This window comes from Spirillospora sp. CA-128828, from assembly GCF_050945415.1.
GTDB lineage: Bacteria > Actinomycetota > Actinomycetes > Streptosporangiales > Streptosporangiaceae > Spirillospora.
In genome coordinates this window covers 9,403,932-9,424,127 of sequence record NZ_CP191986.1, presented here as the reverse complement: position 1 = coordinate 9,424,127, position 20,196 = coordinate 9,403,932, and the positions used below count along the sequence as shown (strand labels likewise).

The window sequence follows — 20,196 nt, the reverse complement described above, 5'->3', positions numbered from 1 at the left end:
GGGAGATCACGCTCATGAGCAGGAACATCCTGGAACCCGCCGCGCAGGAGTTCGCCGACGCGGCGGCCGAACCGCCGTTCCTCTACGAACTGGGTACGGAGGGCGCCCGCAAGGTCCTGGACGACATCCAGGCCGCCCCCGTCGACATGCCCGACGTGGATGAGAAGTGGATCACCGTACCGGCCGCCGCCGGCGACGTACGGGTGCGGATCGTCAAGGCCGCCGGGACATCCGGCGTCCTGCCCGTCGTCCTGTACGTCCACGGGGGCGGATGGGTGCTCGGCGACGCCGGAACGCATGACCGGCTCGTCCGCGAACTCGCCGTCGGCGCGCGGGCCGCGGTCGCGTTCGTCGAATACGACCGCTCGCCCGAGGCCCGCTACCCGGTCGCGATCGAGCAGGCGTACGCCACCGCGCAGTGGATCATCCGGAACGGGCCCGCGGAAGGGCTCGACGCGTCCCGCATGGCGATCGCCGGCGACTCGGTCGGCGGCAACATGACCGCCGCCCTGACCATCCTCGCCAAACGGCGCGGAGACGTGACGTTCGTGCACCAGTCGCTGTACTACCCGGTCACCGACGCCGCCCAGGACACCGCCAGCTACCGCGAGTTCGCCGACGGCCCGCACCTGACGGCCAAGGCCATGGCCTGGTTCTGGGACGCCTACACGACCGACCCGGAACAGCGCGCGGAGGCCACCGCGTCGCCGCTGCGCGCCACCCTGGACGACCTGGCCGGCCTGCCGCCCGCCCTCGTCATCGTCGACGAGAACGACGTGCTGCGCGACGAGGGCGAGGCCTACGCCCGGCGGCTCACCGAGGCCGGCGTCCCGACCACCAGCGTCCGCTACAACGGCACCCTGCACGACTTCATGATGCTCAACCCGGTCCGCGGCACCGACGCCGCGAGGGCCGCCACCGCCCAGGCCGTCCAGGTCCTGGCCGACGTCCTGAACACCCGGCCGGCCCGCTGACCGAGCGGACGGCCCACCTCTCGGCAACCCGCATGCCGGGTACGGCATGAGAAGAATCCCGCTGGAGCCGTCACAGGTGGGAGGACCACCCGGTCCCTTCCCGTGACGGCACCCGCATGACCTGGCGAAAGAAAGGCACGCACATGAAGATCGTTGTCATCGGCGGCACCGGCCTGATCGGGTCGAAGGTCGTCGCGAACCTCGCCGAGCACGGCCACGAGGCGGTCGCCGCGGCACCGAACACCGGGGTCAACACCCTCACGGGCGAAGGACTCGCGGAGGTCCTGACCGGCGCGTCGGTCGTGGTCGACGTGTCGAACTCCCCGTCGTTCGAGGACGCCGCCGTCCTGAAGTTCTTCGAGACCTCGACCGGCAACCTGCTGGCCGCGGAGGAGAAGGCGGGCGTCGGGCACCACGTCGCACTGTCGATCGTGGGGGTCGAGCGGCCGCCGGAGCGCGGCTACTTCCGCGCGAAGATCGCCCAGGAGGCCCTGATCGAGAAGTCGCCGATCCCGTACTCGATCGTCCACGCGACGCAGTTCTTCGAGTTCACCAGGGCCATCGCCGACGAGGCCACCGCCGACGGCAAGGTCCGGATGGCGCCGGTGTTCTACCAGCCCATGGCCAGCGACGACGTGGCCGAGCAGGTCGCCAAGGCCGCGGCCGGGTCGCCGCTCAACGGCCGGATCGAGACCGCCGGGCCCGAGCGGTTCCGGATGGACGAGTTCTTCCGCGACGCACTGGCGTTCTGGGACGACCCGCGCGAAGTCGTCACGGACCCGACGGCGCACTACTTCGGGGCCGGGCTGGAGGAGCAGAGCCTGATCCCCCTCGGCGACGCCGTCCTCGGGAAGATCCACTACAGCACCTGGCCCGGCCGGATCCCGCCCGCGAAGTAGCGGCCGCGGCCCGCTGGAGGTCGTCGTCCGGAGCCCGCTCGTTTCGCGGGCTCCGGGCGGCAACCACCGGACCGACCGCGCGTACGCCCTGACGGCTCGCCGGAGCGCGCTTCACCTGGCTGTTCTCCGCCATCGAGAGATCTCGACCCGGCTGATCCACGCGGTCAGCCGAACCACGCAGGGAGAGAAGATGAACAAGCCCCCCGATGACGACTTCGAGATCGAGATGGAGATCGAGGTCGAGGCGGAGATCACCATGGTCGAGTCGAGCCGGGCGGAGGAGGCCACGGACCGGCCGGTGTCCGAATGGCTCTTCGACCCGGTGGACGCCGAACGCGACGAGGTCGGCCTCCGCAACCTCCTCGGCGCCGTCGAGGCACTGGAAGAGGACCGCGCTCTTGGCGGCGCCGACGAGAAGAACCCTTGATGAACCGTTCCGCACGGATCACCACGCTCGACGGCCTTCGCGAACATTTGCAGTGGGCGATCGAACTGGAACACGCGACGTTGCCGCCGTACCTGTGCGCGCTCTATTCGCTGGATCCGGAACGCAACCCCGACGCTGTGGAGGTGGTGGGTGGTGTGTTCATCGAGGAGATGCTGCATCTGGCGCTGGCTGCGAACCTGCTGAACGCGGTCGGCGGACGTCCGGTGCTGGACGCCCCGCAGATGCTGCCGCCGCACCCCCGGCCACTGCCGCACGGCGACCGCTCGCTGGAGTTGTCGCTGCTTCCGTTCGGCGCGGAGGCGATCGAGATGTTCCTGCGGCTGGAGCGGCCGACGCCGCCCGGCGCCCCGGCGGAAGGTGACGACTACGAGACGATCGGGCAGTTCTACGCCGCCATCGAAGACGGAATGCGCCACCTGTGCGCCTCGCTCGGCGAGGAGGAAGTGTTCAGCGGCGACCCGGCCCGCCAGCTGCACGCGGGGCATTTCCAGCACAGCGGCGGCCGCCTGGTCGCGGTCGACGACCTGGACACGGCCCTGGCCGCGCTGGAGGAGATCGTCGAACAGGGCGAGGGCATGGGCCGTGGCGAGGTGTGGGACGGGGACCACGACGTCCACCACCCCGACCGCGAAGAGGTCGCGCACTACTACCGGTTCGAGGAGCTCAGGTCGGGACGGCGGTACAGACCCGGCGACACGGGCCGGTCCGGGCCAACCGGCGAGACGATCGGCGTGGACTTCGACGGCGTCCAGCCGATGCGGCACAACCCGCGCCTGGACGACCACCCGCCCGGCAGCGAGATCCGCACGGCCCAGGAGGAGTTCAACCACACCTACTGCGCCGTGCTGCACCTGCTGGAGCAGGCGTTCAACGGCAGCCCCCGGCTTCTGTCCGTCGCGACCGGCACCATGTACGCGCTCAAGGCCCAAGCCCAAGCCCTGATGGGGATGCCTGATGGGGACGGTCAGACCGCCGGTCCCACGTTCGAGTACGTACCACCCGAGCTGCGCCGGTGGAGCATCGGCGACCAGCAGCGGATCGTCGTCCTGGCCGATGGGCCGTACGTGGTGTACGGGCGGGTACCGCTTCGCCGCAAACACAAGATCGTCTCCGACACGGGCCATGCGCTGACCTGGCAGACCGGCGACGCCGTGGAGACCGAGGACACCTACGCACTGTGCCGCTGCGGCCGGTCAAGCTCGAAACCGTTCTGCGACGGCACCCACGCCGTGGTCGGGTTCGACGGGACCGAGGCCGCACCTGGGCAGCCGTACGCAGAGTTGCAGCACGTCCACGACGGGGTGGGCATCTCCGCCCAGCGGGTCGGTGAGCTGTGCATCCACGCCGCCTTCTGCATCGGGCGCACCCGGCCGATCGCCGCGATGCTGGCCGATACCGACGACAGCGATGTGCGTTCCAACATCATGGGCCGTATCGACCACTGCCCCTCGGGCTCTTACAGCTACGCCCTGGAGCGCGGCGAGGAGACGATCGAGGCCGACCTGCCGCCGGCCATCTCGGTCCTGGAAGAGGAGAACGGTCTGGCCAGCGCGCTGTGGGTCACCGGCGGCGTGGCGGTCCTGCGCGCGGACGGCGAGCCGCTGGAGACCCGCAACCGGATGACGCTGTGCCGCTGCGGCCACTCGTCCGGCAAACCCCTCTGCGACGGCACCCACCGGAAGATCGACTTCCGGGAGTAGGGACTTCCATGAGCCAGACCCCGCCACCAGGCCGGATCCGAATCCGGATGACCGCGCGCCCGATCGACGAGCCGCACCGGACCGCAAGCCCGCTGGAGTTGCTGTTCGACCTGACGTTCGTGGTCGCCGTCGCGGCGGTCACCGCGCAGCTCGCCCACGACATCGCCGACGGCCACGGCGTGGACGGGCTCGTCCCGTTCCTCCAGGTCTTCTTCGCGATCTGGTGGGCCTGGATGAACTTCACCTGGTTCGCCTCGTCCTACGACACCGACGACGTCCTCTACCGGCTGCTGACCATGGTGCAGATGGCGGGCGTCCTGGTGCTCGCCGCCGGCGTCCCGGCTGCGGCCGACCACCTGGACTACAGGGCCGTCACATTCGGCTACATGATCATGCGGATCGGCCTGGTCGGCCACTGGTTGCGGGCGTGCGCCGAGGACCCGGCCCGCCGCCGCACCGCCCTGCGCTACGCCGTCGGCGTCTCCGCCCTCCAGGTGCTGTGGCTGCTTCGTCTCCTGTTCACCGAGACGGGTGCCATGCCCTCGTCCGCCCAGGTCCCGGTCTTCGTGGCACTGGCCGCGCTGGAACTCGCGGTGCCCTTGTGGGCGGAACGAACCGCGCGGACCACATGGCACCCGCACCACATCGCCGAACGCTACGGCCTCTTCACCCTCATCCTGCTCGGCGAAAGCGTCCTCGCCGCCACCAGAGGCGTGTCAGGAGCGCTCGAAGAATCCGAGATCAGCAGTCCCTTCATCATCATCGCCGTATCGGGCCTGGTCATACTCTTCGCCATCTGGTGGCTCTACTTCCTGGTCCCTGCCGGCCAAGGACTGAGCGACCGCCGCCACCTCTCCTACCTGTGGGGATACGGCCACTACGGAATCTTCGCGGGCTTGGCCGCCCTAGGCGCCGGCCTAGAGGTAGCGGTCGAACAGACGGGACACCACATCGAGGCATCCCCAACAGCGATCTGCTACGCCGTAGCGATTCCGGTCAGCGTGGTCCTAGCCCTCCTCTGGCTGGTCCACGCGCCCATAGTCACCGAACGCCACATCCGTCCCACCGCCCAACTGGTCGCCGTAACCGCGGTCCTCCTGACCCCGCTGGCAGCCGCCCAAACGGGGGTGGCCGCAGTACTCGCCACAATCGCCACAGCTTGCGTCCTGCTAACCGCCACCACCCTCACCCTCCAGTGATCCAAATGTGTCCCGCGTCCAGCTCCGCCTCAAGGGGGCGAGGGTACGCGCGACGTCCGCGAAGGCGCGGACCCGTGCGTTCTCATGGGAGGTCCACCAGATGAGCCCGAGCGGCACCGGTGGTAGGTCACGGATTGGCAGGAACACGATCCCGTCGTTTCCGAGGCCTTGCATCGTCGCAGTAGGCAGCACCACAAGGCCCCGGGCGATGAGGCTGGCCACCTCGCCCGCGGTGCGCACTGGCGTCGGGTGCACCTGGACGGCGCGCCCAGAGGGAGTCCGCGCCGGGATCATCGCTCGTCGGAGGCGGTCCGCCAAGCCCTGGTAGTCGAAGTTCGGCACCGGATGGTCGGCGAGCACCTCGACCGACACACTCCGCTCGCGGGCGAGCGGATGATCGGCGGCGACGGCCAGCAATCGTGGGTACCGGGCGATCTCGGGACCGATGGTGAGGCCGGGATGGTCGAGGACGAGCCAGCACACCAGCACGTCGATCGCGCCGGACCGCAGCGGGGCGAACGAATCGGAGAGAGTCACCTCCCGCAGCGAAACGCTGCAGTCGGGACGCGCCCGCTCGAACGCCACGATCACCTGATCGAGGGCGGGCCCGGCCGTCGTCGCCGCGAAACCGAGGCGCAGCACCCCGGCCGGGGAGCGGGCGGCGGTACGAGCGTCTGCCAACGCCGTGTTCAGCTGCTCGTAGGCGGGAGCAAGCCGTTCGCGCAACCCCGCGCCGACGGGGGTCAGGGTGACCCTCCGGCTGGTGCGCTCGAACAGCGTGCCTCCGATCTCGCACTCCAGGGCGGCGATGAGACGGCTGATCCTCGGCTGGTACACGTACAGGCGCTCGGCCGTCCGCCCGAAGTGCAGTTCCTCGCAGAGGACCAGGAACGCCTCGATCTGAGCGAGCTCCAACCCGATCGCCCCTCTCTGCGGCCTTTCTCGTGCATCGATGCGCTCGGGTGTCGTGCCATGGTCGCCGCTGGCGGGCGGGGTGCTCACAGGCAAGTACCACCGCTCCGATCTGGAAAGCAGCTCCGCCGGGGGAGGCCGGTCCAGCCGTAAGGAGGTCGCCGCGGGGAACAGGTTCCTCACCGCGCGAGCACTGGACATCGCCGCGGTCGTGAAGGACATCGCCGCCGAGATCGGCACCACGCCCTCCCGGGTCGCTCTCGCCTGGACGCTGATCAATCCTGCCGTCGTGGCGTCACTCGTGGGCGCTCGAACCCTCGCTCAACTCGACGACAACCTCGGATCGCTCCAGGTCGAGCTCACCCCTGAGCAGCGGGCACGGCTGGCGGAGGCCAGCGCCGTCGATCTGGGCTTCCCCCACGAAACCCTCCGCCGACTCAGCTCTTCGCGTTAGCGGAAGGCGCCGCCATGGACATCGGCATCGGTCTCCCGTCCACCATCCCCGGCATTCCCGGGCGGCTGATCCTCGACTGGGCCGCCGCGGCCGAGCAGGCCGGCTTCTCGACCCTGGCGACCATCGACCGTGTCGTCTACCCCAATCTCGAGACGGTGCCGACCCTGGCCGCCGCGGCGGCCGTGACCGAGCGGATCGGTCTGACGACCGCGGTCCTCATCGCCCCGTTCAGGGGCAACGGCGCGCTGCTGGCCAAGCAGTTGGCCACGGTGGACACCATCTCCGGCGGCCGGCTGCGCGTGGGTGTCGCAGTAGGCCCGCGCGAAGACGACTACGCGCGACGGGATCGTCGTTCCCGGGACCGGGGACGCATCTTGGATCAGCAACTCGCCGAACTGCGCGCGGTCTGGGCCCAGCGGCCCCGGGGCCATGCCGTACCGATCGGACCGGCTCCGGTGCGGCCGGGCGGTCCACCACTGTTCATCGGTGGCAATGTCGCCGCGACGTTCCGGCGGATCGCCGAGTTCGGCACCGGCTGGATCTTCGGAGGCGGCGGTCCCGAGCCGTTCGCGGCGGGCGCGGACCAGGTCGGCCGGGCTTGGCGCGAGGCGGGCCGCGCTGGAGAACCCCGCCTGGTCGTCAACGCCTACGTCAGTCTCGGGCCCGACGCCGAGTACCACGCCCGGCGCTACCTCGGCGACTACTACGGCTTCACCGGCGACTTCGCCGAGCAGATCGTGGCCGGTGCGCTCACCTCGCCGAAGGCCGTCACCGACGTGATGACCGCCTACGAAGACGCGGGCTGCGACGAAATGATCCTCTTCCCCTGCAACCCGGACCTCGCGCAGATCTCACTCATCGTCGAAGCCGCCCGCGCCGACCGGCACAGGAAGACGCCCTAGAAGACTGCTGAAGATCTTGGGTTCTGGCCCGGCGGCGTGAGCGGCGGGGCCAGACTCCTGTTGTGGCGATGGGGGAATGGGCCGGGGAGCCGATCGGACCGGATGTGTGGGAGACCTGCCGGGATCTGATCCCGGCAGGGAGCATGTTTGCGTTCTTGGCCGAGCACCGCGAGGCACTGTTCCCGGCGGCGATGTTCGACGACATGTATCCCTCGGCCAACGGCCGCCCCAGCATGCCTCCGCAGATCCTGGCCACAACGATCACTTTGCAGTCCCTGCACGGTCTGTCCGACTTCGAGACGGTCCAGGAACTGCGCTGTGACCTGCGCTTGAAGGCCGCTTGCGGGCTCGGCCTGCACGACACGGCGTTCGATGCGTCGCTGTTGACCTACTTTCGCCGGCGACTGGCCCGCTCCGCCCGCCCCAACCGGGTGTTCGAGACGGTCCAGGAGGTCGTGAAGGCCACCGGCGTGCTCAAACGCAGGCACCGCCGGGCGCTGGATTCCACCGTGCTGGACGACGCCGTCGCCACCCAGGACACCGTGACCCAGCTGATCTCCGCCATCCGCGCCGTGATCGGTGAAGTTCCCGGCGCCGACGCGATCGCAGCCCTGCAGTGCACCGCGCATGACTACGGCGACCCGGGCAAGCCCCGCATCGCCTGGAACGATCAGCAGGCCCGGGCCGATCTGGTGGACGCCCTGGTCGGCGACGCGCTCCGGCTGCTGGGTCACCTGCCCGACCAGCAACTGGGCGAGAAGGCCGCCAACGCGGTCGGGCTGCTGGCCCTGGTCGCCGGGCAGGACGTCGAGCCCGCCGACGACTCCGACGGCCGGGACGGCCGCTGGCGCATCACCCGCGCCACCGCCCCGGACCGGGTCGTGTCCACCGTCGACCCCGATGCCCGGCACGTCCACAAGACCCGCAGCCACTACCAGGACGGCTACAAGGCCCATCTGGCCATTGAGCCCGAGACCGGCCTGTTCACCGCCGTCGCCCTCACCCCCGGCAGCGGCAGCGAGCACCATGAGGCGACCGTCGCCCTCGATCTGCTCGCCGACCAGGACGAACCGGTGGAGGTGTTCGGCGACACCGCCTACTCCACCGGCCCCACCCACCAGGCACTGCAGGAGCAGGGACATCGGCTGTTCTGCAAGCCCGCCCCGCTGAAGACCGCCGTCCCCGGCGGGTTCAGCCTCGACGACTTCGCCATCGACACCGCGCGCGGCATGGTGACCTGCCCGGCCGACCGCACCGTCCCCCTGTCGAAACCATCAGGGCAGAAGATGCAGCGCAAAGCATTCTTCACCGACCAGTGCACCGGCTGCCGGTTACGCCCGCGATGCACCACCGCCAAAGCCGGACGGATCATCACCATCCGTCCGCACCACGACCTGCTGGCCGCCGCCCGCCACCAGGCCGCAACCGACCCCGACTGGCAGGCCGCCTACCGGCGGTGGAGACCACCCGTCGAACGCGCCGTCGCCTGGCTCGTCGCCCACGGCAACCGGCGACTACGCCACATCGGCACGATCAAGAACAACGCCTGGCTCCACACCCGCGCCGCAGCCCTCAACCTGCGAACCCTCATCAACCTCGGACTCGACCACAACGGAGACACCTGGCACATCCGGGCCACCACCTGACGCCGGTAGCCGGCACCACACCAAGATCTTCAGCAGTCTTCTAGGGGCCGCGGCAGGGCGGTTTCCGTGTAGGCAGCGAGACAGGCGGCATCGTCCAGGCGTCGTTTTCGCGGGGTCGGCGGTAGAGCAGGACTGGGGCCGGTGAAGCCCACGCCGCGGGCGATTCGGTGAGAGGATGACCCTTCTCGTCAGCAAAGGAGAAGTGCAGCCCATGTCCCGTTGGCCGCAGCTCAGCCCGTCCGAACAACAGGAAAAGCTCGACCAGATCACTGCGCAGGTGGTGCCGACCCTGCCGGACGGCTGGCAGCGCCTGGTGGTGCGCGTCCAGATGATCGGTAAGCACAGCGAAATGTCGTCCGGTGTGCTGATGCCCGACCGCTCAACACGCGGTTGGAGCTTCCCGCCGGAGGTCTGGCGTCAGTTCATGCAACTTCGCAAGGGCATGTACTCCGAGGGCGCAGGGAGTTGGGTGGGGTTCGAGTACATCATCGACCTGCCCGGCAGATTCACGATCAGCTATAACCGTGATGCCGAACCGACCTTCGAGGCCGCGCCGACCGCAGAGGATTTCGCCCTTGAGAACCGCCGGTTCCCGCGCTCAGAAGACACCATGCCCGACTGGTTCCGGCGGGGCCTGAAAGACGCAGGATAAAATCCACCCCTCCTCGGGCGGACAACGGTCCTCGCCCGTTCATGGGTCAGGGCCTGGTGTGCGACTGGCATGGGGCCGCGGTCTTCCCTCTTCGCTAACACCGTTGGAAGCTGTCGCCGACAAGACGTTGTGACAGGCAGATTCACGCGGATGAGGCTCCGGCTCGCGGGACCCCGGGCCGGGCGTGTCCAACTGTTGAACACTGCCGCCGTGCGGTACCGCCTGGCAGTGCAGGACGGCGGGCCTGGAAACCCGTCCGATGAACGTCTGTCCTCCGGGCTTGCTCGCTGGGCTAGGGACCAAGGGGCCACGAGGCGGTATCGGCCGCCCGATGGCGGTGTCAGCCGCGCCATGTGGCATAGAGGCGGTTGGCCCAGATGAGCCGGTCGTCGCCAACGTTTGCCAGGAAGTCGGCGCTGTCGTGCTGGAGAGAGCTCGTGGCGTCGTCGGCGGTCATGCCGGTAAAACGAAGAAGTGCGAAGGCGAACATCCCGGTCCGCTGAATCCCTGCCGAGCAGTGGAGCAGGATGTGGCCCCCGTCGCGCAGTATGGCGGCCATTTGCATCAGAGACGCGCCGAAATGCACGTCATGCTCGGGTGGTGGTGGATCGGCATGGGGCAGCGGCATGGGCGTGGACGAGCCGGCGGGCAAGGCGGAGAATGGTCGGATCGTCGATCTGGGCGATGTCGTGGAAGCGGTGTGCGACGAGCTCGCTTGCGTCGAGACGGATGGCGTTGGGCTGGTCATTTGTAAAGGTGCCGCCGTTGTAGAGGAAGAGGGCCTCGTCGCCTGCGGCCGGTGGAGCGCCCGTCGGCCAGATCAGGACCGGCGCCCACGGGGCAATTGCAGCTCCAGCCCGTCAAGGAGGGCTTGAAGGCCGGACTCGAAGGTCCTGTCGGGAGCGGCGGCGTAATCGGCCGCCGCCGGCGTATCGAGGCGGGCGCGCAAGCGCGGGTACCGCATGGCGATCTCCCTGGCGTCGGCCATGGCGTCCTGGAGCCGCTTCTGGGCGCCGTCGTCCTTGTCGAGCCGGCGCGCGAGTGAGGCGGTCGCTGCGGCACCGGCCGCGTCCCCGAGGACGTAGGTGAAGACGGCGCCCGCCGCCTGATCGGCCTGGTCACCGGTGAAGCCTGCCGCCTCGTAGACAGCCAGGCTGTGGTCGTCGTGACGTGCCTTGCCTTCGCCGTACAGGACGTAGGCGGCGAAGGCCTGCACCAGCCAGGTGTGCCGGGTGAACATCCGATGCAGGTCGGTGGCCATGGTGGTGGCCGCGACCCGCCAGCCGACCAGCCCCAGGTCGGGCAGCGTGAGCTCGCTCCATATCTGATCGGCCGCGAGCAGGACGAGGTTGTCCTTGCTCTTCACGTGCCAGTACATGGCCGTGGCGGCCGAATCGAGCCGTTTCCCCAGGGCGCGCATGTTCAGCCCTTCAAGGCCCTCGTCGTCTAGGAGCGCGATGGCGGCGCGAACGATCTGGTCCCGGCTGAGGGTGTCGCGAGGCATGCCCTGACCCTACGCAGGCACTTGCACAAAGTTCAAGGATGCTCTTGCGCTTAGTTCAAGAGGCGCTTATCGTCGTCTGCATCCGCACTTGAACTTAGTACAAGTCGAAGGGAAGCCCATGAACGTCCTCGCCGCCGTCATGCAGCTGCTGGTCGCCGTCGCCTTCGTCAGCATCCCGGTGGTCCGCCACCGCTACGGCCCCGCCGCGAAGGCCGCCGCAGAGGCCGAACTGCGCCGGCAGAACGTCCGCCCGCAGGTTCTGGAGGAGAACAGGCTCCGGTTCGACGCCGGCGGCCACGAAACCGCGGCCCCGGCGACCGTCGCGGCGATCATGACCGTGACCGCCGCCCTGAACCTCGCCGGCGCCGACCTGGCCCAGCTGATGACCTGGATCTTCTCCTCGCTCGTCCTCGTGATGAACGCGGGGATCGTCTACAGCAACCTCACCGCGGTCAAGTCCGTGCAGGCCGCCTTCCGCCGCAAAGGCGACCCGGAGCTGGCCCGCGTCGAAGTCGCCCCGTTCCTCAAGGCCGCCGGAGACGCCTTCCCGCGCTGGGTGCGACTCCAGACCTACCTCCGCAACACCACCGTCTTCGCCGGCTCCACCATCGCCCTGCTCGCCGTAACCCTGACCGGAAACTGACGAGGTCAGCCGGGCAGGTAGGGACTGTCCACTTCAGAGCCCGATACAGGCACTCAACCCCCGAGGAACGCCGATGTCGTGGAAGCCGGCACTGTCAGTGGGTGCGGCTAAGGTGCCCGCCATGATCTTGGTGACGGGCGGAAGCGGAACCGTAGGCTCGGCACTTGTGGAGACGCTGTGCGCGGCCGGGCATCCGGTCCGGGCCGCGTACCACGCGCAGCGCGACGTCGATCGTGCGGCCGCGGCCGGCCGGGACGCCGTCCGGATCGATCTGGGCGAGCCCGCGACGCTCCCGCCGGCGCTGCAAGACGTCGAGGCGGTGTTCCTGGTCGGCGCGATGGGCCGTGACCAGACACGCCAAGAACTCAACCTGATCGAGGCCGCGGCCGTTGCGGGCATTCCCCAGGTCGTCAAGCTGTCGGTCTGGCGGGCCGACGAGGAACTGACGCCGATCGCCCGCCTCCACCGACCCGCGGAGTCGGCGCTCCAGGCCTCCGGCCTGGGCTACACGTTCCTGCGGCCGAACTTCTACATGCAGAATTTCACCCGGCAGTTCGCCGCTTCGATCAGGACGACCGGCCAGTTCACCCAACCCCGCGCCGATGCCCCCATCAGCTTCGTCGATGTCCGCGATATCGCCCGGGTCGCCGCCCACGTGCTCACCACCGACGGCCATGAGGGCCGCGTCTACACCCTCACGGGCCCTGAGGCACTCACCTACGACACCGCCGCCGAGGTGCTCTCACGTGTCCTGGACAGACCGGTCCGCTTCGTCGGGCTTTCCGATGCCGACGCCCGGGCCGCCATGCTCGGACGCGGCCTGCCCGAGTACTACGCCGACGCTCTGATCGAGGTGAGCCGCGCGTACCGGGATGGCGGCGCGGAGACCGTCACCACGACCGTCCGCGATCTCACCGACCGCGAGCCGACGACCTTCGAGCAATTCCTCCGCGACCACCGCACCGCCTTCACCTGAGGCTGGATTCACTCGGCGCCCCGAAGTCGCGCCAGGCCGAGGGCGTGCGTCCACGGGCTCGTTTGAACGCCACGCTGAACGCGAACGGATCCTGGTAACCGACCTGACGGGCCACCTCGGCGACGGTCTGCCGGGTGTCGCGGAGCAGGTCGGCGGCGAGGGTCATGCGCCAGTCGGTGAGATAACCGAGCGGCGGACGGCCGACCAGGGCAGCGAAGCGCTGGGCGAAGGCGGCGCGGGACATGCCGACCTCGCCGGCCAGCGAGGCGACTGTCCATCGGTGGCCGGGATTCCCGTGCAGAAGGCGCAGCGCCGCACCAATCGCCGGGTCGGTCAGCGCCCGGTACCAGGCGGGCGGCGCCGCCTCCGGTCTGGTGCACCATGCCCGCAACGCGATCACGAGAACCAGATCCAAGAGCCGGGCGAGCACCGCGTCCTGGCCCGGCTCGTCGCGGGCCGCCTCGGCGGAGAGCAGATCCAGGGCGGCCCGGGTACGTGGCCCCGAGGGCACGACCGCCAGCGGCGGAAGCAGGTCCAGCAGGCGGAAGGCCACGTCGCCGTGCAACTCGTACACGCCACGGAGCAGGACGGTGGCCCCGGACAGGCCGTCGCCGTACGTGCGGGGGGCCAGCATCGCGTGAGGATCCGCCGATGCGCCGGAGGGAAGGTATTTGCGCCCCTCGCGGATCACGAACTGGGGTGTGGTCGCCGGGTCGTCCGCAATCGTGTACCCGCCGGGAGCGGTGATGAGGGCGATGTCACCCGCCGCAAGGCGCACGGGAGCGGAATCCCCGAGCCAGGCCCAGGCGTGGCCGCCCAGCGTGGCCGCGACCGTGAGCGGCGGCGCGTCGGCGTACGTCATCCCCCACGGTGGTCGCTGGATCAGCTGCCTGACCAGAGCGTTCTGAGCACGGGCTCGATGCAGCAGGTCCGTCAGCACGTCCACACGGTCACTCTAGACGATCACAAAGGCATCCCAGATGTTCACCCATGGATCGTCCAGGTACCGGCGCGGTTGGCTGTACGGCATGACGAAATCCATTGCAGTGTTCGGAACCGGCCCAGGTGTGGGTCAGGCCATCGCCCACCGATACGGAAAGGAAGGGTATGAAGTCGTCCTGGTCGCCCGCCGTCAGGGTCCCTTGGACCTGCTCGCCCGGGATCTGTCCGCCCAGGGCATCACTGCCCATGTGATCAACGCCGACCTCGACCAGACCGACGACGTACCGGCGCTCGTCGAGCGGATCCGAGCGTGCGTCGGGGACCCCACGGCCCTCTACTACGGCCCGGCGCCGACCGACCTGGCGTTCGTTCCCGCCGTCGATCTCACCCCGGAGGTGCTTCAGGACCGCATGCCGATCACGATGTACACGCTCTTGGCCCTGGTCCGGGAGTTCCTCCCCGCCATGGTCGAGCGGGGCGACGGCGCAATCCTCAGCGCTCAGGGGGCGGCCGCCGTCCACGGCCGGCCGAATATGAGCGGCTGGCCCACGATCCTGGCCGCACAGCGGAACTACCTCCAGTCGCTCGCGGCCGAGGTCGCCGACAAGGGCGTCTACGTCGGCATGCTCTACATCGGCGCCCGCATCCTGGGCACCCCGTTCGAGGAGGACTACCAGCGGCGCCAGGCCCAGGGCGAACCCGTGCCCGACATGGCCGCCGCCGACCCCGCCGAACTGGCCGACACCCTCTGGAACATGCACGCCGAGCGGAACAGGCACGAAACCCTCGTCCCCGCCGGACTCCTTGATCGATCAGCTTTCTAACCGGCGACGAACGGGGTGTGGCAGATGGCCTCCAGTGCCAACATCGCCGCACTGGCCGAACTGTTCCGCTGCACCCCGACGGCGTCGATGGTTGTGTGTGGTCAGTTGCGGTTGCTGCCGGGATAGCAGGGGGGCGCTCGGCGAAGTCGGCCGCCTGCGGTGGCCAGTCGATCGCGAACCCTTTGGCCTCGATGACGTGGGCCGTCGCCCGACGGACCCGGCGTGCTTGAACTCGATCACCGGAATGTGTTCAAGGAAGCGGGCCGAAGTGCCGGTGGCAGAACTCGCGGTAGTTGCGGGCGCTGAGGATGAACCAGCGGACGGGCGATGTCGCCCAGTGGGCCCGCAGCCGATCTCCAGGTTCTCGCCCCCAATTCTCCATCGTTCCCAGGTGTGGGGATCTTGTCCCCGGCCTGGCCTTCGTGGTGGGAATGGGTAACGGGAATCGAATTGACCCGTGATCACCCTGGCTGATTGCACGACCGGCGAAATAGCGGCCCGTGGAAGGGGGGCGCAGGTCAGCGGAGTTCACCGGCAGCGTCCCGGACGACCTTGTCGACGTCCTTCGAGCTCACGTCGAGCTCCCTTGCGACGTGCTTCTCGGCCTTCAGCGCGGCCTTGTCCATGGCCTGCAACAGCTTGCTCTCGCCGATAATGACCAGCGCGGCCTGCCCAGCGTCGATGATCTCCCCGAACTCCTTGACGTCCGCGCGGGACATGCCGCGCCACAAGTGGCCGCTCACCCCGCCCACGGCGGCGCCGACCGCGGTACCAGCGATGATCGCGGGCGGGAACAGGATGCCGACCAGCGCGCCGACGGCGGCGCCTCCCCACGCACCGTGCCGGGTGGCCGTCTCGTCCTTGTTCACGTGTACCTTGCCCGCGTCGTCCTTCGAGACCACGGCGGCGTCATAAGTGCCGATCGCGCCGGCCGCGTGAAGGTCCTTGACGACGTCGTAGTCCGCCCGCGCCACAGCCTCGCTGGGATAGGTGCCGACGTAGATGAATACCGCATCTGGCTTCGCCATGTCGTATCTCCTGTTCTCACCACATCCGGATGGACGCGGCGGCGAGCGAAGAGCCGGATTATGAGGACCGTTTCGGCAGGTACGCTGTCGGCGGCCCGCGATCAGGCTGTCTTGACGATCAGTGCCAGGATGCGCGCTGGCGGTGTTGCCGTGCTTCACCTCCCACGGGTGAAGCCCACCCGGCCTGCGGCGGCCGAGCATTGCCAAGCCCTTCGGACACCTCGCCGTGGGCCAACCATCCGCGCTCTACATGCAGGATCTACCTCCGCGACTCTGCTGGCCGCCATGGACATGCGTCCGCGACTGGCCATACGCATCCGGCGCCACGCTCAAATTGACGTCGCCACCGCGGCGTCCGCCTCAAGCAGCGGAGGAACTGGTCGGCTTACCGAGGACAAGCCAGCAGGTTCACCCTGGCAAGGCCAGATCGCCGGATAGATGGCCACCTCGCGGCGTGCCGCCTCTGACTTGAATCAGGGTGAACTGGTGTCGGGCACGATCGACCAGCACGACCCAGGTCTGCCCACGGTTGAGGTGACGTGCGGTGGCTTGAAGGAACCGGCGGTCACATCGCGGGGCGGGAGCCGGGGACGGAGCTTCAGTTGTGACGCTATGGGGTGTGCCTCGGATGCACGTCAGCTGGCGTGGCGTTCTCACGATCATTTGAGGTCTGTTGCCCAGGGCAAGGCTTCGCCTAGCCTCAGGTGACTATGTCCTTTGAACGTCAACCGTCCCTATTTGGGACTGTGCCTCCCGATACCGAGCTGTCACGCGTAGCAGCGAAACTCCTCACCCTTGATCCCGATGGTGTCCGCATAGCAGCGGTGATCCGGAGGACGTACGACATGCTCCTCGACGGCCAGCACACCGGCCGGTACAAGTGGTGCCAGCTTCACAAGACTGAGAAGACTCACTTCGGCACCCTCATCGAGATCAACCTGCAACGAGAGTTCGGCTTCGCCGATGGTCAGGCCATGGACTTCGCGATCTGCGGTATCGACGTCGACTGCAAGTTCTCCCAGGATAAGGCCAGGTGGATGATCCCGCCTGAGGCGATTGGTCACCTCCTCCTGGGACTGTGGGCCAGCGACGATCAAGGTAAGTGGTCAGCCGGGCTCGTCAGGGCTCGTGAGGAACACTTGAGCTCCTCCAAGGGCAACCGCGACCTCAAGCGCGGCCTCTCGGCGGGTGGACGCAGTGCAACCCGCTGGGTCTTCGACGAGAAACCCCTACCAGAGAACGTGCTGCTGCGGCTCCCGCCGCCACAGGTGGAAAGGATCTTCCACTGTTCTCGGTACGGTACGAAGCGAGTCGACATGTTGTTCCGGTTGGCTCAGAGACGCCGGGTCAGCCGAGCCGTGATCGCAACGGTCGCACAGCAGGATGATTACATGAAGCGTGTACGTGGCAACGGAGGGTCGCGTAGCAGCCTGCGCCCGGAGGGGATTGTGATCCTCGGCCAGTACAGCAGCCATGCTTCAATCGCCCAAGACCTGGGGCTTCCAGTTCCCGGCCGGGGAGAGTTCGTCAGCGTCCGGCTCGCCCATCACGAGGATCACCATGGCGACGTACCTTCAATCCTGCTGGATGGAGGGCGATGGGTCGTCGCGCATCCGGACGATCCCCCCGAGCTTGCGCCGACACTCCCCGATATTCGCAAGACTCCTGGCACTGAGGAAGGATGAGGCTCAGGCGACCTGTGCCTTGCCGCCTGCGATCATCAGAGACGGCTTGCCTGTCTCTTCGCTCCCCGCAGATTGTCAGCCCCTCGCTGTAGCGTCATGTCTACGCTCCGTGGAGGTTGGTCCGACAGCTTCCAGTACCGCCTCAATAGCCGCAGGGAGGGGCAAATGCTCCCACAATCGCACGACTCGCCATCCAGCCGCTTCCAGTGCGGCATCCGCAGCCCTGTCGCGCTCAACGTTCCGGCGCAGCTTGGGCGTCCAATACCACTCGTTGCTGGTCGGCTCCCTTCCATGTTCGGGGCATACATGCCAGAAGCAGCCATCGACGAACACTGCGACTTTGCGAGCAGTGAAGACGATGTCCGGGCGGACTCGGACTCCACCGGGCAAATCAAGCCGGAAATCCTTACGGTAGCGATAGCCGAGAGCATAGAGAGCCTTGCGAAGCGTGATCTCGGGCTTGGTGTCCGAGCGGCGGTTGGCCTTCATGTTCCGGGAGCGGCCTTCGTTCGCGGGGCGCGGGTAGAGCCCTGCAGCCCACGCTGCCTGCCGTCGGTCGTTGCCGTCGCCGGCAGGCACGGATCCGCTGTCGCTCAATCGATTCGCTCCGCAAGGTAGGTCATGGTTGAAACTACTATCCATGACTCACGCCCCGCCGTGCACACCACACCAGGAGGCCATAGTGTCGGATCTTGAAGTCGTTGAGATCTGCGCGGGGGCTGGAGGCCAGGCGCTCGGACTGGAGCTAGCGGGCTTCAGCCACCGCCTGGCCATCGAACTGGACGATAACGCCGCCAACACACTCGCCAAGAACCTCGAAGAGCGCAAGGGTCTTCTCCCCGAGACCATCGTCCAGCGGGGCGATGTGGCCGATCCCGAGGTATGGAAGCCTTCCAACCATCAAGGCGTAGCGCTACTGGCTGGTGGTGTGCCCTGTCCGCCCTTCAGCATCGCGGGCAAGCAGCTTGGCGCCGCTGACGAACGTGATCTGTTCGCCTGGGCCGTCGAACAGGTGGAGCTCATGGAGCCCCAGGCACTGTTGCTAGAGAACGTCCGCGGCCTGAGTCTGCGCCGGTTTGCTGGCTACCGTCAGCACGTCTTGGACCGCCTGCAGGAGTTTGGCTACGTCGCTGAGTGGCGGCTTCTACATGCATCAGACTTCGGTGTACCCCAGTTGCGGCCTCGGTTCGTTCTGATTGCTCTCAAGGAGGAGTACGCCCCCTTTTTCCACTGGCCTGAGCCGAGTGGAAACGCCCCCACTGTGGGAGAAGCCCTCCTGGATCTGATGGCCGCCAACGGCTGGGAAGGCGCGGATGAGTGGGCACGGAAGGCGAACAAAATTGCTCCCACTATTGTCGGCGGCTCCAAGAAGCACGGGGGTGCTGATCTCGGCCCTACACGCGCGAAACGTGCCTGGGCTGAACTCGGAGTCGACGCCATGGGCGTAGCCAACGATGCTCCGATGCCGGGCGACACCTTCGAGGTTGGCCCCAAGCTGACCTGTGAGATGGTCGCACGGCTTCAGGGATGGAGTGACGGGAGAGAATGGGAGTTCACCGGGCGAAAAACGTCTCGCTACAGGCAGATCGGTAACGCATTCCCGCCTCCTGTCGCCGAAGCTGTCGGTACATCGATCATTCTGGCACTAACACAGGAAGGCGACCCCGCTGCACCCCCTCCAAGGGAAGAAGACCCCATCTACCGGGTCCTGCGCGACGACAAGGGCTTTGTCACCGTTGCCCGACTCATGCGGGCAGCGAACGGCGCCGGACTCTCTCTAGATGATGCTGAGCTCGAGCATCGCATCGCTTTGCTCAGTAGCGACTTCGAGATCGAGGTCCTGGAAAAAGCCACCACGGTTGCCTACCGGCTTGGCCAGTTCAAGGCTTTTACTGGCCAGGCGGACCATGACCGCCACGAACGATTCCTGAAGCTCCGGGCCAAGATCAGCTAATGCGAGCTGATCAACTGGGCGACCCTCAATCTAGAGGCACCTTGGAAGGAAGACGATCAGCCGCCCTCGCAAGAGCCCGGCCTGCTATCGTCCGGCACCCGGCCGGGGTGATGCTGCGGACATGATGCTGGGCGACGGGTACGTGCTTCACAGAGATCGTAAAGATGGCACCGGAGGTCGGGTCGCGATCTTCGCCATCGGCCCCGACGCTCGGAGCCTGATCGAGTACTCGAACGTCATCTTCGGTAGCGTCCGGGACGGCGGATCTCTGGACGCACAGGTTGCCGGAACCGCCTGCGCCACGTTCGCCTCCCAACAGAGGCCAGGCATTCACCGCTGGTCTGAGAGCTTGCTGCCTGATTCTCCAGGCTGCGGTGGCCGGGATGAGCTGGTCCGGCTCCAGCAGTATCAGGTCGGCTTCGCCGATTCGCCGTTCGAACTCCTACAGGCTGAGGCGCTGTACAACGGCTGTGTTGGCACATCGAGTAGCGGTTCGCCGATCTCACCGAGGCTGCTCGCGCACCTGTCCCTGGGCAAGCTCGCGGCCAACGCCGCTGAGGTACCTGGCCTGCCTTCCCCGCGACCTGCTGCACGCTCGCAGGGGTTCCGGCCTGAGCACTCGACGCATACCGCACGTGGCGGGCCCCTGCGCCGCAACATGATCGCCGATCACAGTCGGCATTACCGGGCACGGATGGGGAACCTGATTTTGTACCTGGCGAGCACCCCTGTCACCCCCCTGGTTGGTCTTCCAGAAGTTCACCCGCCTCCGGCCGTAGTGCGGACTGAACGGCTCGCCCCCCGTCATCGTTGACCCATCGTGTGGCATGGCAACCTGCCCCGCCACACGACCC

General features: G+C 67.8%; 21 protein-coding genes. 15 read left to right on the top strand and 6 right to left on the bottom strand.

Features of this window, described 5'->3' with window-relative positions:
- Positions 1 to 14: 14 nt before the first annotated feature.
- From ACQPXG_RS45280 to ACQPXG_RS45260, 5 genes are all read left to right on the top strand, one after another.
- Positions 15 to 974, top strand: a complete 960-nt coding sequence (locus ACQPXG_RS45280) for an alpha/beta hydrolase (RefSeq protein WP_433465316.1) — start codon at positions 15 to 17, stop codon at positions 972 to 974.
- A 143-nt stretch (positions 975 to 1,117) separates the two neighbouring features.
- Positions 1,118 to 1,873 (top strand): SDR family oxidoreductase, encoded by a 756-nt coding sequence (locus ACQPXG_RS45275; protein WP_433465315.1) that lies wholly within the window; start codon positions 1,118 to 1,120, stop codon positions 1,871 to 1,873.
- A gap of 190 nt (positions 1,874 to 2,063) precedes the next feature.
- Entirely contained in the window at positions 2,064 to 2,300 is a 237-nt protein-coding gene (locus ACQPXG_RS45270; RefSeq protein ID WP_433465314.1) for a hypothetical protein, read from the top strand.
- Entirely contained in the window at positions 2,300 to 4,021 is a 1,722-nt protein-coding gene (locus ACQPXG_RS45265) for a ferritin-like domain-containing protein (protein WP_433465313.1), read from the top strand. The genes ACQPXG_RS45270 and ACQPXG_RS45265 overlap by 1 nt, the downstream gene beginning before the upstream one ends.
- Positions 4,022 to 4,029: 8 nt before the next feature.
- Positions 4,030 to 5,220, top strand: coding sequence for a low temperature requirement protein A (locus ACQPXG_RS45260; protein ID WP_433465312.1), 1,191 nt, complete (start codon positions 4,030 to 4,032; stop codon positions 5,218 to 5,220).
- On the opposite strand, the gene ACQPXG_RS45255 is transcribed toward ACQPXG_RS45260, so the two are convergent.
- Positions 5,191 to 6,135 (bottom strand): LysR substrate-binding domain-containing protein, encoded by a 945-nt coding sequence (locus ACQPXG_RS45255; protein WP_433465311.1) that lies wholly within the window; start codon positions 6,133 to 6,135, stop codon positions 5,191 to 5,193. The genes ACQPXG_RS45260 and ACQPXG_RS45255 overlap by 30 nt on opposite strands.
- Positions 6,136 to 6,172: 37 nt before the next feature.
- On the opposite strand from ACQPXG_RS45255, the gene ACQPXG_RS45250 reads away from it, so the two are divergent.
- The 4 genes from ACQPXG_RS45250 to ACQPXG_RS45235 all read left to right on the top strand — a co-directional run bounded on the left by ACQPXG_RS45250 (position 6,173) and on the right by ACQPXG_RS45235 (position 9,786).
- Entirely contained in the window at positions 6,173 to 6,586 is a 414-nt protein-coding gene (locus tag ACQPXG_RS45250; protein WP_433465310.1) for an aldo/keto reductase, read from the top strand.
- Positions 6,587 to 6,600: 14 nt separating this feature from the next.
- On the top strand, positions 6,601 to 7,488 hold the full coding sequence (locus ACQPXG_RS45245) for an LLM class flavin-dependent oxidoreductase (RefSeq protein ID WP_433465309.1): 888 nt from the start codon (positions 6,601 to 6,603) through the stop codon (positions 7,486 to 7,488).
- A 68-nt stretch (positions 7,489 to 7,556) separates the two neighbouring features.
- Positions 7,557 to 9,134, top strand: a complete 1,578-nt coding sequence (locus tag ACQPXG_RS45240; protein WP_433470168.1) for an IS1182 family transposase — start codon at positions 7,557 to 7,559, stop codon at positions 9,132 to 9,134.
- 175 nt (positions 9,135 to 9,309) lie between these two features.
- A complete protein-coding gene (locus ACQPXG_RS45235) occupies positions 9,310 to 9,786 on the top strand; it encodes a hypothetical protein (protein ID WP_433465308.1) in 477 nt (158 codons plus the stop codon).
- A gap of 340 nt (positions 9,787 to 10,126) precedes the next feature.
- Here the strand turns inward: ACQPXG_RS45235 and ACQPXG_RS45230 are convergent, their stop codons facing one another.
- Positions 10,127 to 10,414 carry a tyrosine-protein phosphatase gene (locus tag ACQPXG_RS45230; RefSeq protein ID WP_433465307.1) on the bottom strand — a complete coding sequence of 96 codons (288 nt, stop codon included), beginning with the start codon at positions 10,412 to 10,414 and terminating at the stop codon, positions 10,127 to 10,129.
- Between the two features lie 192 nt (positions 10,415 to 10,606).
- Positions 10,607 to 11,290, bottom strand: coding sequence for a TetR/AcrR family transcriptional regulator (locus tag ACQPXG_RS45225; RefSeq protein WP_433465306.1), 684 nt, complete (start codon positions 11,288 to 11,290; stop codon positions 10,607 to 10,609).
- 118 nt (positions 11,291 to 11,408) lie between these two features.
- On the opposite strand from ACQPXG_RS45225, the gene ACQPXG_RS45220 reads away from it, so the two are divergent.
- Both ACQPXG_RS45220 and ACQPXG_RS45215 read left to right on the top strand, forming a co-directional pair.
- Positions 11,409 to 11,933, top strand: coding sequence for a hypothetical protein (locus tag ACQPXG_RS45220; protein ID WP_433465305.1), 525 nt, complete (start codon positions 11,409 to 11,411; stop codon positions 11,931 to 11,933).
- Between the two features lie 121 nt (positions 11,934 to 12,054).
- A complete protein-coding gene (locus ACQPXG_RS45215; RefSeq protein ID WP_433465304.1) occupies positions 12,055 to 12,909 on the top strand; it encodes an SDR family oxidoreductase in 855 nt (284 codons plus the stop codon).
- Here ACQPXG_RS45215 and ACQPXG_RS45210 read toward each other — a convergent pair.
- A complete protein-coding gene (locus tag ACQPXG_RS45210) occupies positions 12,902 to 13,855 on the bottom strand; it encodes an AraC family transcriptional regulator (protein WP_433465303.1) in 954 nt (317 codons plus the stop codon). The genes ACQPXG_RS45215 and ACQPXG_RS45210 overlap by 8 nt on opposite strands.
- Before the next feature lie 82 nt (positions 13,856 to 13,937).
- Here ACQPXG_RS45210 and ACQPXG_RS45205 point away from each other — a divergent pair, with 82 nt between their 5' ends.
- Positions 13,938 to 14,675 carry an SDR family NAD(P)-dependent oxidoreductase gene (locus ACQPXG_RS45205; protein WP_433465302.1) on the top strand — a complete coding sequence of 246 codons (738 nt, stop codon included), beginning with the start codon at positions 13,938 to 13,940 and terminating at the stop codon, positions 14,673 to 14,675.
- Between the two features lie 518 nt (positions 14,676 to 15,193).
- Here ACQPXG_RS45205 and ACQPXG_RS45200 read toward each other — a convergent pair.
- Entirely contained in the window at positions 15,194 to 15,703 is a 510-nt protein-coding gene (locus tag ACQPXG_RS45200) for a DUF1269 domain-containing protein (protein ID WP_433465301.1), read from the bottom strand.
- A gap of 710 nt (positions 15,704 to 16,413) precedes the next feature.
- Between ACQPXG_RS45200 and ACQPXG_RS45195 the strand changes: the two genes are divergently transcribed.
- Positions 16,414 to 17,388, top strand: coding sequence for a NaeI family type II restriction endonuclease (locus tag ACQPXG_RS45195; protein ID WP_433465300.1), 975 nt, complete (start codon positions 16,414 to 16,416; stop codon positions 17,386 to 17,388).
- Positions 17,389 to 17,463: 75 nt separating this feature from the next.
- Here ACQPXG_RS45195 and ACQPXG_RS45190 read toward each other — a convergent pair whose 3' ends face one another.
- On the bottom strand, positions 17,464 to 18,030 hold the full coding sequence (locus tag ACQPXG_RS45190; RefSeq protein ID WP_433465299.1) for a very short patch repair endonuclease: 567 nt from the start codon (positions 18,028 to 18,030) through the stop codon (positions 17,464 to 17,466).
- 40 nt (positions 18,031 to 18,070) lie between these two features.
- Here ACQPXG_RS45190 and ACQPXG_RS45185 point away from each other — a divergent pair, with 40 nt between their 5' ends.
- A complete protein-coding gene (locus ACQPXG_RS45185) occupies positions 18,071 to 19,342 on the top strand; it encodes a DNA cytosine methyltransferase (RefSeq protein WP_433465298.1) in 1,272 nt (423 codons plus the stop codon).
- Positions 19,343 to 19,463: 121 nt separating this feature from the next.
- Positions 19,464 to 20,156 carry a hypothetical protein gene (locus tag ACQPXG_RS45180; RefSeq protein ID WP_433465297.1) on the top strand — a complete coding sequence of 231 codons (693 nt, stop codon included), beginning with the start codon at positions 19,464 to 19,466 and terminating at the stop codon, positions 20,154 to 20,156.
- Positions 20,157 to 20,196: the final 40 nt, after the last annotated feature.

Bases quoted from the DNA above. Each gene is read 5' to 3' on its own strand.
- ACQPXG_RS45280 (WP_433465316.1), top strand. From the start codon at position 15: ATGAGCAGGAACATCCTGGAACCCGCCGCGCAGGAGTTCGCCGACGCG.
- ACQPXG_RS45275 (WP_433465315.1), top strand. From the start codon at position 1,118: ATGAAGATCGTTGTCATCGGCGGCACCGGCCTGATCGGGTCGAAGGTC.
- ACQPXG_RS45270 (WP_433465314.1), top strand. From the start codon at position 2,064: ATGAACAAGCCCCCCGATGACGACTTCGAGATCGAGATGGAGATCGAG.
- ACQPXG_RS45265 (WP_433465313.1), top strand. From the start codon at position 2,300: ATGAACCGTTCCGCACGGATCACCACGCTCGACGGCCTTCGCGAACAT.
- ACQPXG_RS45260 (WP_433465312.1), top strand. From the start codon at position 4,030: ATGAGCCAGACCCCGCCACCAGGCCGGATCCGAATCCGGATGACCGCG.
- ACQPXG_RS45250 (WP_433465310.1), top strand. From the start codon at position 6,173: ATGCGCTCGGGTGTCGTGCCATGGTCGCCGCTGGCGGGCGGGGTGCTC.
- ACQPXG_RS45245 (WP_433465309.1), top strand. From the start codon at position 6,601: ATGGACATCGGCATCGGTCTCCCGTCCACCATCCCCGGCATTCCCGGG.
- ACQPXG_RS45240 (WP_433470168.1), top strand. From the start codon at position 7,557: ATGGGGGAATGGGCCGGGGAGCCGATCGGACCGGATGTGTGGGAGACC.
- ACQPXG_RS45235 (WP_433465308.1), top strand. From the start codon at position 9,310: ATGACCCTTCTCGTCAGCAAAGGAGAAGTGCAGCCCATGTCCCGTTGG.
- ACQPXG_RS45230 (WP_433465307.1), bottom strand. From the start codon at position 10,414: ATGCCGCTGCCCCATGCCGATCCACCACCACCCGAGCATGACGTGCAT.
- ACQPXG_RS45225 (WP_433465306.1), bottom strand. From the start codon at position 11,290: ATGCCTCGCGACACCCTCAGCCGGGACCAGATCGTTCGCGCCGCCATC.
- ACQPXG_RS45220 (WP_433465305.1), top strand. From the start codon at position 11,409: ATGAACGTCCTCGCCGCCGTCATGCAGCTGCTGGTCGCCGTCGCCTTC.
- ACQPXG_RS45215 (WP_433465304.1), top strand. From the start codon at position 12,055: ATGATCTTGGTGACGGGCGGAAGCGGAACCGTAGGCTCGGCACTTGTG.
- ACQPXG_RS45205 (WP_433465302.1), top strand. From the start codon at position 13,938: ATGACGAAATCCATTGCAGTGTTCGGAACCGGCCCAGGTGTGGGTCAG.
- ACQPXG_RS45200 (WP_433465301.1), bottom strand. From the start codon at position 15,703: ATGGCGAAGCCAGATGCGGTATTCATCTACGTCGGCACCTATCCCAGC.
- ACQPXG_RS45195 (WP_433465300.1), top strand. From the start codon at position 16,414: ATGTCCTTTGAACGTCAACCGTCCCTATTTGGGACTGTGCCTCCCGAT.
- ACQPXG_RS45190 (WP_433465299.1), bottom strand. From the start codon at position 18,030: ATGGATAGTAGTTTCAACCATGACCTACCTTGCGGAGCGAATCGATTG.
- ACQPXG_RS45180 (WP_433465297.1), top strand. From the start codon at position 19,464: ATGATGCTGGGCGACGGGTACGTGCTTCACAGAGATCGTAAAGATGGC.